This window comes from Providencia sp. PROV269 (genome assembly GCF_028477785.1).
GTDB classification, from domain to species: domain Bacteria; phylum Pseudomonadota; class Gammaproteobacteria; order Enterobacterales; family Enterobacteriaceae; genus Providencia; species Providencia rettgeri.
Genome location: NZ_JAMPLV010000005.1, coordinates 52,962 through 66,257, shown reverse-complemented (window position 1 = coordinate 66,257; position 13,296 = coordinate 52,962). Strand labels below are relative to the sequence as shown.

Genomic DNA, 13,296 nt, shown 5'->3' with positions numbered 1-13,296 from the left:
AGGAGAGACAGATGAAAAGTTTAGGCGTAATTGAAACTCGGGGACTGACATCCGCTATACAGGCTGCAGATGCGGCATGCAAAGCAGCCAGCGTAGAAATTGTAGGTTATCGAAAAATAGGTTCTGGACTGGTATCCGTTTGTTTTCAAGGGGAAATCAGTGCGGTTCGTACTGCGGTTGACCACGGCATTGAGGTCATCGCGAATAGCCAACTATTAGTCGGCTCATTAGTCATTGCTCGCCCAGAAGAAAGTGTTATCAGCAAACTGCTTACCGTGAAAAGCAAAAAAGGCGAATTAGAGAAAAGTATTCAGCCGGAAGTGAAAGCCGAAAAACTAGTGGAAAAAGTGGTCGTTGAAACTAAAACGGAAGCACCAGTGGCTGAAGTCAAAACCGACATCAATGCGAAAGACGTCAAAAATGACCCGCGTAAAGGGAAAAAATCATGATGAATGAGCAATTGATGGGGAAAATACTGGCTCGGCTTTCAGCTTACACACCAGCACAAGCAGGTGTCGCTAACATTGCTATCCCTGTCGGAATATCTAACCGCCATGTTCATCTTTCACAGCAGGACGTTGAAGCCTTGTTTGGCCAAGGTTATCAGCTAACGCCATTCAAAGATTTAAAACAGCCGGGGCAATTTGCTGCGAAAGAATGCGTCATGGTGGTGGGGCCAAAAGGGTCGATTAGCAAAGTCAGAGTATTGGGACCCGTTCGCCCAAAAACGCAGCTCGAAGTGTCTAAGGCCGACTGCTTTGCCCTTGGTATAAAAGCGCCGGTAAGAGAGTCTGGTGACATGGCAGGTTCAGGCAATGCTTTACTGATTGGCCCCGCAGGGCATGTCAATCTTGAATCACAAGTCATTTGTGCTCAGCGCCATATTCATATGAGTGTGATGGATGCGAGAGCCTTAAATGTGGTGAATGGGCAAAAAGTGAATATCCGTACAGAAGGTGAGCGTCGCTTGGTGTTCGATGAGGTTGTCGTGAGGGTTGATGAGCGATTTTCCCTTGAGTTTCATATCGATACTGATGAGGCAAATGCTGCGGGATTACGTAATAACGATAGCGTATTCATCGCGGGTTAAGGGATGGTGGCAAAATGAACGAAAAACTGATTGAACAAATTGTGCAGCAAGTTTTACGTCAGTTAAAGCGACAAGTTTTGGTTGTGCTATCGCCAGTTGAGGGGTACCAGCAAGCCATTTACCAAAGGCTGGCACAGCTAGAGTCTGTGGCTTTTTCCTTTTATGCCACCGCATCCATGCTTCAGTCTTCCCAAGTTGAAAAATGGGCTGAACTGGGAAGTGTTATAAATAAAAACACCTTATCAATAAATGGGTTAAGTCATTATGACAGCCTGTTTTTACCTTTTATTGATGCAAAAGTAGTTGGTGAGATAGCCAATGGTTTGTTTGCCAGTGAAGAAAGTGAATTAGTCTTGTGTGCCTTATCACAAAACATGCCTATATTGGCATTGAAATACCATTGCTGCCCTGAAAGTGAATTAAGTCAGGTTTTAGGTTTAAATAAAAATGAAAATTATAATCGTCTGATTAAAGAAAATATTAGTAAGGCTATCAAGTTAGGTATTCATTTCGATTCATTAAATGAAATAGAAAAGAAAATATCAACGAATGAACTTTCTGAATGTTTAAAACCTGAAATAAATAATGAACACCCAAGTCGCTATATTACTTTAAAAGAAGTAATGAATAACCCTAGGGGGTACTGTGCGAATGAAAATAAATTAACAGATTCAGCAATCGATTATTTAAAGTCTCTTAAAAAATAAAGCTATTTAATCAAATTAAAAATTAATTTTAATCTTTCTATTTATCGTAGGAGTATTATCTATGTCCCCTAAAGCAAAATCATGGCTTTGGATGCTGGCGGTTATTATTTCTGAAACCTCAGCCACATCGACCTTAAAAATGTTTGATAACAGTGAAGGTATGACCAAATCATTATTATTAGCATTAATCGTTGTACTGTATGTTATTTGTTATTACTCACTCTCTCGCGCAGTAAAATATATCCCTGTTGGTTTAGCTTATGCTACATGGTCAGGTACAGGAATTTTAATGGTTTCTACGCTGGGCATGTTGTTTTATGGTCAACATCCAGATACTGCGGCCATAATTGGAATGGTGGTGATTGCAAGTGGTATTGTGATCATGAATCTATTCTCCAAGATGGGCTCAGATGACCCAGAAGAAACAGAATCATCGAAAGATGAAACTGAGTCTTCATTAATATCCGCAAAAAATAACACTGCTCATTAAATCAACGCTAAGGGGAATATTATGTTTACTGGATTTTTATGGTTAGCGCTTTCTATTGGCTCTGAAATAACGGGCACCTCAATGATTAAAAAGACTAATAGCTTTAGCAAATTAGGTCCATCGGTATTAGTTATTATTGCTTATTGTTTATGCTATTTTGCCTTAACTCGTGCAATGGGTTATATCCCAGTCGGTGTTGCGTATTCACTGTGGTGTGGGTTTGGTATTGTCGGTGTAACTTTAGTTTCTATGATTTTATATAAACAAAAACCGGATTTTCCAGCGGTATTTGCGATGGGATTAATTATCTCTGGTGGGATCATTATGAATACATTTTCAACAATGTAATTAACAAGAAATTTTTATTTCAACCTATTTCCTGTCTTGTATCTTTTGCCCTCAATTTCTAATGAGGGCTATTTTTTGCTTATCTTCTTAACTCATGATGGTCTGGCTACATAAAATGACGTTTTGGCGATAAAAAGCCAAATCTGTTATATGTTAATTTATTACACATAAGCAATTTAATTCAGGAATAAATTTATGCAAATTATTGAATGGGATGATTTTACTCGTGTTGAAATGCGTGTGGGTACCATTGTTAGTGCACAAATTAACAGTAAAGCCAAAAAACCAGCTTATGTGATGGAAGTCGACCTAGGTGAATTGGGTATCAAGTGCTCAAGCGCACAGATCACCGTCAATTATACGCCAGAAGATTTGATTGGTAAGCAGGTGTTATGCGTGTGCAATTTTGAGGTTAAGCGAATCGCGGGGATCAAATCTGAAGTATTAATTACCGGGGCTCCCGATGAAACAGGGGCAATTGTCCTTGCAGAGTTTAACTTACCTTTGCCGAATGGTGCGCTTCTAGCCTAATGACTACATGGATTGATTTTATAGCGATAACCCACTAAAATATTTGTGTTAATAATTAACACAAAGGTGATCCTATGGCTCGTACCACAAGTGTGACAATCGGAGCGCAATTAGATGAATTTGTAAATCAACTGATTTCGTCTGGAAGGTATGGCTCTACAAGTGAAGTCGTTCGCTCCGCACTGCGTTTACTTGAAGCTCAAGAAAAACAAACGGCAGCATTAAAGATGCTAATTGATGCCGGTGAAAAAAGCGGTGAATCATCATTAACACTCCACGATATCGCCAAGAAAGTGAAGAATGCACATAATGTATAAACTTTCTAACTTAGCCGCTAAAGATTTTGAAGGAATATTTGAATATACTTTAATCAATTTTGGTGTCAGGAAAGCGGATGAGTATACAAAAAGTTTACATTGCGTATTAGAAATGCTTAGCTCCAATCCTTTGATAGGACTGGAGTGTGCGGAAATTTCAGTGGGAATTAGACGTTATAATCATTCTAAGCATGTCATTTTTTATCGACATAGAACCAACGATATCTTTGTTATACGTGTTCTTCACCAGCAAATGGAACCGCTGAAACACTTCTATTTTGATGAATTTGCTAAATAGGCTGGTCACTTCTTCTATAGCTATATTGCTGCCAATAGCCCTATACTCTTACTATTCATTGACTGTGGGAGTATAACCCTTTGCGATTGCCTGAGCTTCATTTTCGCCAATATTCGAACGAAGTCATTTCTCATCAACATGATGGGCAGTGGCAAGTTATTCTGTCGTTATCTGGGCAAATGGAAATCAATATGTATCGCCAGCATTTTTTACTCAATGCAGGCAAGGGGATGGTGATCCCGCCAAGTGTTAATCACGCTTTTAGTGGACAGGTAGGCAATCAAAATTATGTATTAGAAATGCCAGCCACAGCACAATGGGCATTAAGTGAAAAAATGACGGAATTTACTCTGACACCTGCCGCAGTCGGTTTTTTGAATTGGCTGCAAAGTTTTCCACAAGCTCCCGAACATAATTTTACTGTTGCCCGTTTGTTATTGGCCCAGTTAAAACCTGAAAAAAAATGGATTGATGAAGTTTCTCAATGGGTGGAGCTGCGTTTACATCATCCTATTAGTTGTGAAGATATGGCGACCGCTTTTTGTATGTCAGTGAGTACGCTTCAACGAAAAATAAAGGCAGAAGCACAATTAACAGCGATGCAATTTTTATTACAAAAACGTATGGAAGCGGCAGGGAGCTTGTTATTAACCAACACATCAATAGAACAAATTGCATTAGCAGTGGGTTATGACTCACATTCCTCATTTAGTCACGCATTTCGCCAATTTTATGGCAAAACGCCGAATGAATATCGTTTGCAGAGTGTTAATTTAGAGTAGCTATTTATTCTAAATTTTATTTTACGGTAAAAATTAGCTGCCTTGCCAGCAGCCAACTTTGATTTGATCGTCACTTAAAGCATTCGGATCCCTTCAAACGGATTCCAATTATCCAATCCTTTGGTTTCTTTAATATAATAAGCATAGTTAGCAATCATTGCCCACATTGCGGACATACCGACAGATACCCCGGTATAAACTGCATTTGGGATAGTTCCACCAATCATAAAATCAATAATATTCAAAACCAGACCAACCCCAATAGTGATACCAAGCATCACTAACCCTTTTTTCCAAAGTCCTAAAATCAGGAAATAAATAATACCGAAGAAGAAAGCAAAAATGTTCATGTTAATGAGAATACGCTCACCGAAAGAGGCGGCTTTTAACGCTGCTTTGAATTCAGGTGTATTAGGTGCACCATACTTATCAAAGAAATCAAAACGTTTTTGCCATTTACTAGAATATTGTTTCTGTTCCATCTTTATCCCTTGTCTATTAATAATAAAGTCGAGGTTGATAATACTGAGATGTTCACATAAATATAGGGGGAAATAGTCTTAATATGATTATTGCGGAGCTTTCTTAAAAAAGTGTTAAGAAACTATAGAAAATGGCAAATTACTCGTATATTTACTCGGTTACTATTTGACATAAGTTTATTTGCTATTTGCTATTTGCTATTTGCTATTTGGTTTATTATTTATTTGTTCAGAAATTGAATCTGCATAATTACCATGTAAAAAATCGGTATTGACATTGGCTTGCTTGAGCTTTAATTCAAGCAAAGCCAGCTGTTTACTCATTGATGTATAATTTGGGTCATCCACTGATAGGCTTTGTAACATGTGGCTAAGTGTCAGTGCATCTTTTCTTTGCTGTAATTCTGCGGGTAAATAACCTGAATTTTTCAATATCCGATATCCAGCCCTGAGTTCAGGCGGAACCAGGCTATCATCTTCAAGCTGCAAAGCTTTACCTTCCCCTGCTAAATTTGTAAGTTCTCCTCTGCTTAGTGCTTCTTGTATGTGGCGTTCAGCCCAAAGGTCGATAACTGACATTATAGAGGCTCCATGAGTTAATTTTCTGACATTATAACCTTCCATGACAGTGTAAATAAAGTTGGCATATTATGCTTTATTAGGTTTGTTATTCCGAGTTATAAGTAAGGTTTTATCGAGTATTGATAAATAAGGGTTTTCAGATTTATATAAAATAAAACCGCTAGAAAATGATATTTAATTAGTGATAAATGACGAAAAAAAGCCATAGATAATATAAAAATTGTTATGTTGACCACACTTATCGAAATTAATTTACTAAAACTATTTTGGTTGTAATTATCTTCTTTAGCTAAATTAATAATATTAATAGCTGATAAAATGGAGTTAGTCCTAATTATGTTGAATTTTATGTCTGATTTGTGTGTATTTTGTTAATTTAGAATTATCTATTTGTAAATAGCAAAAAGCAAAAACATTGTGTAATGTCCGTTTTTCTTGTTTATAAGGAGAAAATATGGAACAAAAAAAGCAAGAGGGAAGCCGTTTTTTAAGAACGGTTGAGTGGCTAGGCAATGCTCTACCACATCCTGTTATTTTATTTATTATTTTAATTGCGATTTTATTAGTTTCCTCGGCAATTGGTCAGTACTTCGGTGTCAGCGTGCCAGACCCTCGTCCCGAAGGTGCAAAAGGGCGCGCAGAAGATGGTATTATTCATATTGTGAGTTTATTGGATGCCGAAGGGATCCGAAAAATTATTGCGAATGTCGTCACTAATTTTACAGGCTTTGCACCGTTAGGAACGGTACTCGTCGCATTATTAGGGGTGGGGATTGCTGAACGAGCAGGTTTACTTTCCGCTGCCATGCGTTTGGTTGTCACCAAAGCCCCTCGAAAATTAACCACAATGGCGATCGTGTTTGCTGGGATCATGTCAAATACCGCGGCAGAGTTAGGTTATGTGGTACTTATTCCGCTCGCAGCTATCATTTTTCATTCATTAGGTCGTCACCCTTTAGCCGGCCTTGCTGCGGCATTTGCTGGTGTTTCCGGAGGTTATTCAGCAAACTTATTATTAGGCACGGTTGACCCGTTATTGTCGGGTATCACTCAACAAGCCGCACAAATCATTGATCCAACTTATATCGTGGGTGCAGAAGCAAACTGGTACTTTATGTTTGCCAGTACGTTTTTAATCACTATTTTAGGTTATTTGATCACTGAAAAAATTGTTGAGCCACAACTTGGCCCATACACCGGCGGTGCAGTAGATGATGATGAAAATAGCCTCTATGCCTCGGCAAATGTCACTCCGTTAGAGAAAAAAGCCTTATTTTGGGCATCTGTGACTTTTTGGGGATTGGCAGCACTTTTGGCGTTAATGGTAGTACCAGAAAATGGAATATTACGTAACCAAGACACTGGGTTAGTGAGTAACTCGCCGTTCTTAAAAGGGATAGTGGTCTTTATTTTTGTCTTCTTTGCTGTCCCCGGTATTGTGTATGGCTATATTGCTAAAACCATGCGCTCTGATAAGGATATCGTGGATGCAATGGCTGGCGCAATGAGCACGCTTGGCTTATATTTGGTTATTATTTTCTTTGCTGCGCAATTTGTGGCTTTCTTTGGTTGGACAAACATCGGGCAAGTTATTGCGGTTAAAGGTGCCAACTTCTTAAATAGTATTGACCTTCATGGTGGTGTACTGTTTATTGGCTTTATTCTTATCTGCGCATTTATTAACTTAATGATTGGCTCTGCATCCGCACAATGGGCTGTCACAGCACCTATCTTCGTACCTATGTTGATGTTGGCGGGCTACGCGCCAGAAACTATTCAAGCCGCGTATCGTATCGGTGACTCGGTCACGAACATTATTACGCCGATGATGAGTTACTTTGGCTTAATTATGGCGATTGTTGTGAAATATAAGAAGGATGCAGGAATAGGAACATTAGTTTCAATGATGTTGCCATATTCAATTATTTTCCTGATCGGCTGGTCATTATTCTTTATTGTCTGGGTATTTGTGTTGGGCATCCCTGTCGGCCCTGGCTCACCAATTTATTTCACGCCGGGAAGTTAAGTACAGTTTATTTTCTTTATATAAAACTAAAAAAGCTGCTTATTAAGGCAGCTTTTTTTATGATTAAGATAAAATGTCAGTATCTCATTCTATTAATTGATTTTTTACTTTTATTTTCACATAAAAAAGAGGATGAACGAGTTTTTTTGCGAAAATAGCTTAAAGTAAATTATAAAAGAGGGTGTATTGAAATATTTAATAATAATTTAGCTTATTGTTTTATAAATGATTTATTTATATGTGGATGGATTGATACTTTATTTTTTATTGAATTGGTAACAGAACCTTGAATGGATGTAAATAAATGTCTCTATAAGTGCATTTTAAGAGTATTTATGATGTTTTAGTTTGTGTTTTTTCTTTTTTTTATTTAAATTCTTTTGTTTTTATTTATATCAACATTTAATTCCTTTTATTTTTAATCTTTCAGCTTTTAATTCTGGGTTATTCGTGTTTTTTTATGTGACCATCAGGATTTTAACTTTAAATTGGAAGGGGGTAAATTCATTATTTATTAAATTTCAATTAGTTATGGTGGTTATGTTTGGTTACACTCTACAAGTTAAATACACATTTCAGTTGTATCGTTTAACTCGAATGCTGAGTATTATTCATCTCGTTCAGAAATTAAATAAATCCCTAGAAATTAATTATTAACTAATAAGGTACGCAAGATGAATAAAACATTAATCGCAGTTTTCTTGGCACTAACAACAACTTCTATTTCTACAATGGCTGCGGATGCTGGTTCAGGTAAAATTACATTTAAAGGTACAGTTAATAGTGGTGCATGTACTATCGCACCTTCAGATATAAATAAAGAAGTTCAATTAGGTAGTATTTCAGCTGCAAACTTAGGAGCTGCAGGTAAAACAGGTCCACTAAATGCTTTTGAATTAAAATTACAAGATTGCCAGTTAGATTCAGGTACACCAGGAACGCCTTATTCTAAAGTTAAAATTGCATTTAATGGACAACCAGATGCAACTAAATCAACTTTATGGGCAAATACAGGTAGTGCAGATAATATTGCCGTAGCATTCTTTAATAATGATGGAAAAGCAATCAAACCTGGTGATGTTTTAGAGCAAAAATTAAAAGAAGCAGAAACAACAATTATTTTATCTGCCCAAGTAGAATCAACAGGTGCAGCGACAGCCGGTAGTATTAATTCTGTTGCGAACTATGTATTAAGCTACGAGTAACATCATCTTTATTTACTTGCTAATTGCTTTACGCCGTTTTGGCGTAAAGCATTTTCTCTGCATTTTTTAATTAAAAGAGTGAAATCATGTATTTTAAGAAAAAAAATATTTGTTATATCATTTCACTTCTTGTATGTGGTGGATACTCTAATGCAGAAACATTTAATATAAATGCACTGAATTTATCTGTTGATGATAATATTGACTTAAGCTATTTTGAAAAAAATAACTTTAGTGAAGGCTTGTATGAAACAGATATTGTTTTAAATGGAAAGAGAATTTTACGTGGCGAAAAAATTAAATTTATTAGCCATGATGGAATAATTGAACCTTGTATTACAGCGAGTGTTATTAAACGCTTTCCATTAACTGAAGATGCAAAAGAAATATTACTATCTTCGGAAGAAGACCATTGTATCAATATTAGTGCGTTGGATAAAAATGTCACTGTCGATTTTAATGACAGCGATCAAGTTCTGACAATCTCTATTCCACAAAAATACCTTGTAGCGGTGTATTCATCTTGGATTAGTCCTGAGCTACGTGACTACGGTATTGCTGGTTTAATTTTAGATTATACGGTTAGTGATAATAATTTTTACCGAAAAGATTCTGGTAATCGTAATAACCTCAGCGCATTTGGTAATGTGGGTGCTAACCTTGCTGAGTGGCGTTTACGTGCGAATTATCAATATGAAAATAAGCTAGTTGACAGCAGTAATGATAAAAAAAGCCGCTTTGAATGGGAGCAAATTTATGCATTCAGAGATATGGCGAGTTTATCGGCAAAATTATTTGTCGGCGAGATTTATATTAAATCTGATTTGTTTGATAGTGTACGCTTTAAAGGGATAAGTGTCTTTACTGACGAAAGTATGATGCCACCTAACCTCCGAGGGTATGCACCGCAAATAACTGGTGTTGCAGCATCGAATGCGACCGTGACTTTATCTCAAAATGGGCGAATTATTAGCCAAATTAAAGTACCCGCAGGGCCTTTTGTTATTAAAGATTTGAGCCAGTCTGTGATGGGTACAATTGATGTTACTGTGATTGAAGATAATGGTAAAGAAACCAGGTTCCAATACACTACCACGAATATTCCATTTTTGACCCGTAAAGGCCAAGTGCGCTATACCATGAATTTAGGGCAACTTTCGCCAGAAAATAATGAAAATATCGATAAGAATTTTATAACAGTTGAAAGTTCTATCGGGGTTCTCAACAACACTTCAGTGTTTGGTGGCTTGGTTGCTACATCAAACAATCAATATCGAGCAATCAACCTTGGTGTTGGTCAAAACTTAGGTTTCTTAGGTGCTCTTTCTATTGATGTAACTCAATCATATGCCGATGTGGGTACAAGAGAAACAGGAAAGAGCTATCGTATTAATTACGCTAAAAATTTACCGAGTATTGATGGGCAATTAACTTTAACTGGTTACCGCTTTGCTGACCGTACATTTAATTCATTATCTAATTTTGTTGAAAAGAACTTTAGTGATAACTCGCAAGGTGAATTGGATAAAGATAAACATGTATTTTCACTGTCATATGCACAGCAATTACATTTTATGAATGCGAGTGCGAATATTACAGCATCACGCAAAACCTATTGGAACGGCAAACAAAATAACTATTTTAGCATTGGATTAAATAAATTCTTTGATGAAGGAATTATGAAAGGAGGGAGCGTTTCTTTATCTTTAAATCAATCGCGTAACTCCCGTGATAAAACAGATAATCAAATTTATTTATCGGTAAGTCGGCCATTACAGACTGAAAGCCAAAATGCCTCAATCTCTTACTTTGCTTCTTATAGTGATCAAGATAAGCGCTATACTAATAATGTCAACTACAGTAATTATGTGAATAAAGATACAAACTATAACCTGACAGCATCAACTCAAGACGGTTTATCTCAAGGAAGTGTGAATGCGTTTATTTCACACAGTGGTGATACAGGGCAGTTGCAAATGAGTGGGGCATTATCCGACTCAATGAATTCAGCGAGTATTATGGTGAGTGGTTCAATCACAGCGACTCAACATGGTATTTCCGCGCATCGATTAACATATCGTGACCAATCTCGCTTAGTGGTTGATGTCCCTAAAGCGAAAGGTGTCATCATTGAAAATAGCCATGCCATCACCAATGACCTTGGGTTAGCGACCATCAGTAATGTACCGACTTATTACAATATGGAATATAAAGTGGATGTTAACAACTTGCCGGATACTGTTAACGTTGAAGATAACGTTTTAGAAACGGCACTGACGGATGGCGCTATTGGTTATATCAAAATGGATGCTGACATCGGCAAATCATTAATTTCACGGATTAAATTGGCGAATGGCCAATACCCACCACTAGGCGCAGTGGTGACAAATACCTCGAATAATAAAGTTTCTGGGATCATTGCAGAATCCGGTATTGTTTACTTAACAGGGTTAAATATGGGCGACCAGTTAAGTATCAACTGGGGAGAAGGAAAGTCATGCAGCTTCTCTGCCGACAGTATTCTGGTAAAAAGCAGTGATGCCATCATGTGCAATCAGTAAAATAACGAAAAAATGGGTGAAAAATGACATTCTTTAAAAAGGTAATTTCGGTTGTTTTATTATCTGGCGTAATGACGCAAGCCCACGCAGTATTAGGGCTTGACCGGACTCGTATTATTTTGAATCAAGCGGATGGCGGTACGAGTGTAGTTGTTGATAACCAAGATAAAACATCATCATTTTTAGCACAGACATGGATAGAAACCGCCAAAGGCGATAAATTAACAAACTCTTTAGTGGCACTACCCTTTTTACAGAAAATAGGGCCGCTACAGAAAAAACAAATTAAAATTACGCATATGGAAGGGCTGAACACCTTACCGCAAGATAGAGAAAGTTTATTATATTTCAATGTTCTTGGAATCCCACCACAAGGCAAAGAAGCGAATGTGGTGCAGTTTACCATCCAATCACGGTTGAAACTGTTCTATCGCCCAAAAGGAATTAATTACCCATTATCTGCCGATAAAGATTTTCAACAGGATCTTAAAGTCGCTAAGCAAGGGGGAAGCTTAAAATTAACTAATCCAACACCATTTAATATTATTGTTACGAATATTAATGTGGATAGAAGCAAGGATAACCAATTTCCAGAAACTGTTGTTGCGCCTTTCAGTGATGCAGTTGTCACATTAAAAAACGCATCTTTAAACAGTTTTGAGGTTGCTTATATTGATGACTTTGGCGGATTAAAATTTAATAAATACCAATGTGATTCATCACAATCTTGCCAGTTATTACCACAGGCGAAAAAATAAATGAAAAGCTTTAATCATACAAAAAAAGATCACAAGAAAAGACTGATTAAAGGCATATTAGGGTCTTTATTATTACTCTCAGGAGCGTCGTCTTATGCGGGGGTAAATTGTAAACCTGGCAGCGGGAATGCCTGGTTTCCTCTACCTTTGATATCGATTGATATGAATACAACTCCTGGTCCTATTCCTACAGGCACTGAGTTAGGCAGTGGACGCTCGATGATGGCATGGGAATGTAATTTTTCGGGGTCTGTAGCTGATAGAACGATTTGGTTTTATAACCAAACGCCAGCCCAGACTAAGGCATATCTCTTATCTAGTGGTATTCAGGTTTATCAACATTCTTATAGCCTTAGCAAGGTTGTTGAGATCACGGCACCGAACACACCGCGTTTAGAAGTAGGTTATTGGGGGGTAGGTACGCAAAATATTGGGTTATGGCATGTGTTTACGCTAAAAAGAGGATATGGTGAGCTAAAATCTTTTGATACAGGAAATTTTGTTATTGGTTATCATACAGATGGAGTAGGGAAACGTATAGGAGACTTATATACTATCCGTCTAGTTGGGAAGTTGGTTAATTATTGTCCCACTCCGATAGTAACAATGAGCGATAAAGTCGTTGATTTTAAAGAGCTTACTCCTGAGCAATTCAATAATGGTAAAACGGTTAAAGAGAATTTTAATATCACGTTAACGCCTATTTCTACTTGTGAAGCGGCACTTGAAGTTAGCGTGGCTTTTCAAAGTAACAGTGGTGTTGTGAATAAAAAATATTTGATGTTTGACAATGGGTTACAAATTGCAATTACGGATAAAAATTTAGGACAGGAAATCAACTTTGACCAGTATTACTATAAAGGTCAAATTTCTCAGCAACGACCTGGAAACTACCAATATACTGCTGAATTATCGAATAAAAGTAATGATCCAATTAAATCAGGACAATTTAGTAATACTGTAAATGTATTATTTTCATACCGTTAACGTTACCTCATTTTATTTCATGAAAGCTCATCATATTGAATATGATGGGCTTTTTTGTTTTCATGCTTTCAATCAATTTAGTCATTTATAGCTTTAAGTCTTATTATTTTATAGATGTATGTTTCACTCTAT

The 13,296-nt window shown here is 37.1% G+C and carries 16 protein-coding genes; 14 read left to right on the top strand and 2 right to left on the bottom strand.

Features of this window, described 5'->3' with window-relative positions:
* Positions 1-11: 11 nt before the first annotated feature.
* The 9 genes from PR683_RS08305 to PR683_RS08265 all read left to right on the top strand — a co-directional run bounded on the left by PR683_RS08305 (position 12) and on the right by PR683_RS08265 (position 4,563).
* Positions 12-449: a BMC domain-containing protein gene (locus PR683_RS08305; protein WP_004907968.1), complete on the top strand. Its 438-nt coding sequence runs from the start codon at positions 12-14 to the stop codon at positions 447-449.
* Positions 446-1,090, top strand: a complete 645-nt coding sequence (locus PR683_RS08300) for a phosphate propanoyltransferase (protein ID WP_004907971.1) — start codon at positions 446-448, stop codon at positions 1,088-1,090. The genes PR683_RS08305 and PR683_RS08300 overlap by 4 nt, the downstream gene beginning before the upstream one ends.
* Positions 1,091-1,131: 41 nt before the next feature.
* Positions 1,132-1,797, top strand: a complete 666-nt coding sequence (locus tag PR683_RS08295; protein ID WP_272513238.1) for a hypothetical protein — start codon at positions 1,132-1,134, stop codon at positions 1,795-1,797.
* Between the two features lie 61 nt (positions 1,798-1,858).
* Entirely contained in the window at positions 1,859-2,287 is a 429-nt protein-coding gene (locus PR683_RS08290) for a DMT family transporter (protein WP_004907975.1), read from the top strand.
* Positions 2,288-2,308: 21 nt separating this feature from the next.
* Positions 2,309-2,635, top strand: a complete 327-nt coding sequence (locus PR683_RS08285) for a DMT family transporter (RefSeq protein ID WP_004907976.1) — start codon at positions 2,309-2,311, stop codon at positions 2,633-2,635.
* Between the two features lie 195 nt (positions 2,636-2,830).
* The gene (locus tag PR683_RS08280) at positions 2,831-3,166 is read left to right on the top strand and encodes a tRNA-binding protein (protein ID WP_196718252.1); all 336 of its coding nucleotides are present in this window, start codon (positions 2,831-2,833) and stop codon (positions 3,164-3,166) included.
* 74 nt (positions 3,167-3,240) lie between these two features.
* The gene (locus PR683_RS08275) at positions 3,241-3,483 is read left to right on the top strand and encodes a type II toxin-antitoxin system ParD family antitoxin (RefSeq protein WP_004907981.1); all 243 of its coding nucleotides are present in this window, start codon (positions 3,241-3,243) and stop codon (positions 3,481-3,483) included.
* A complete protein-coding gene (locus tag PR683_RS08270) occupies positions 3,476-3,781 on the top strand; it encodes a type II toxin-antitoxin system RelE/ParE family toxin (protein WP_272571189.1) in 306 nt (101 codons plus the stop codon). Before PR683_RS08275 ends, PR683_RS08270 begins: the two co-directional genes overlap by 8 nt.
* 80 nt (positions 3,782-3,861) lie before the next feature.
* Entirely contained in the window at positions 3,862-4,563 is a 702-nt protein-coding gene (locus tag PR683_RS08265; protein WP_123382246.1) for a helix-turn-helix domain-containing protein, read from the top strand.
* 74 nt (positions 4,564-4,637) lie between these two features.
* Here the strand turns inward: PR683_RS08265 and PR683_RS08260 are convergent, their stop codons facing one another.
* A complete protein-coding gene (locus PR683_RS08260; RefSeq protein WP_115167987.1) occupies positions 4,638-5,045 on the bottom strand; it encodes a DUF2628 domain-containing protein in 408 nt (135 codons plus the stop codon).
* A gap of 198 nt (positions 5,046-5,243) precedes the next feature.
* Positions 5,244-5,624, bottom strand: a complete 381-nt coding sequence (locus tag PR683_RS08255) for a DUF1992 domain-containing protein (RefSeq protein WP_004907989.1) — start codon at positions 5,622-5,624, stop codon at positions 5,244-5,246.
* A 457-nt stretch (positions 5,625-6,081) separates the two neighbouring features.
* Between PR683_RS08255 and PR683_RS08250 the strand changes: the two genes are divergently transcribed.
* The 5 genes from PR683_RS08250 (at position 6,082) to PR683_RS08230 (ending at position 13,164) form a co-directional block, all read left to right on the top strand.
* Complete coding sequence (locus PR683_RS08250; protein WP_004907990.1) at positions 6,082-7,653, top strand: AbgT family transporter; 1,572 nt, start codon at positions 6,082-6,084, stop codon at positions 7,651-7,653.
* A 674-nt stretch (positions 7,654-8,327) separates the two neighbouring features.
* Positions 8,328-8,858, top strand: a complete 531-nt coding sequence (locus tag PR683_RS08245) for a fimbrial protein (RefSeq protein ID WP_109912640.1) — start codon at positions 8,328-8,330, stop codon at positions 8,856-8,858.
* Positions 8,859-8,944: 86 nt separating this feature from the next.
* Positions 8,945-11,419: a fimbria/pilus outer membrane usher protein gene (locus PR683_RS08240; RefSeq protein ID WP_210850704.1), complete on the top strand. Its 2,475-nt coding sequence runs from the start codon at positions 8,945-8,947 to the stop codon at positions 11,417-11,419.
* A gap of 23 nt (positions 11,420-11,442) precedes the next feature.
* Positions 11,443-12,177, top strand: a complete 735-nt coding sequence (locus tag PR683_RS08235) for a fimbrial biogenesis chaperone (RefSeq protein ID WP_109912638.1) — start codon at positions 11,443-11,445, stop codon at positions 12,175-12,177.
* Positions 12,178-13,164: a fimbrial protein gene (locus PR683_RS08230; protein ID WP_109912637.1), complete on the top strand. Its 987-nt coding sequence runs from the start codon at positions 12,178-12,180 to the stop codon at positions 13,162-13,164.
* The last annotated feature ends 132 nt before the right edge of the window (positions 13,165-13,296 follow it).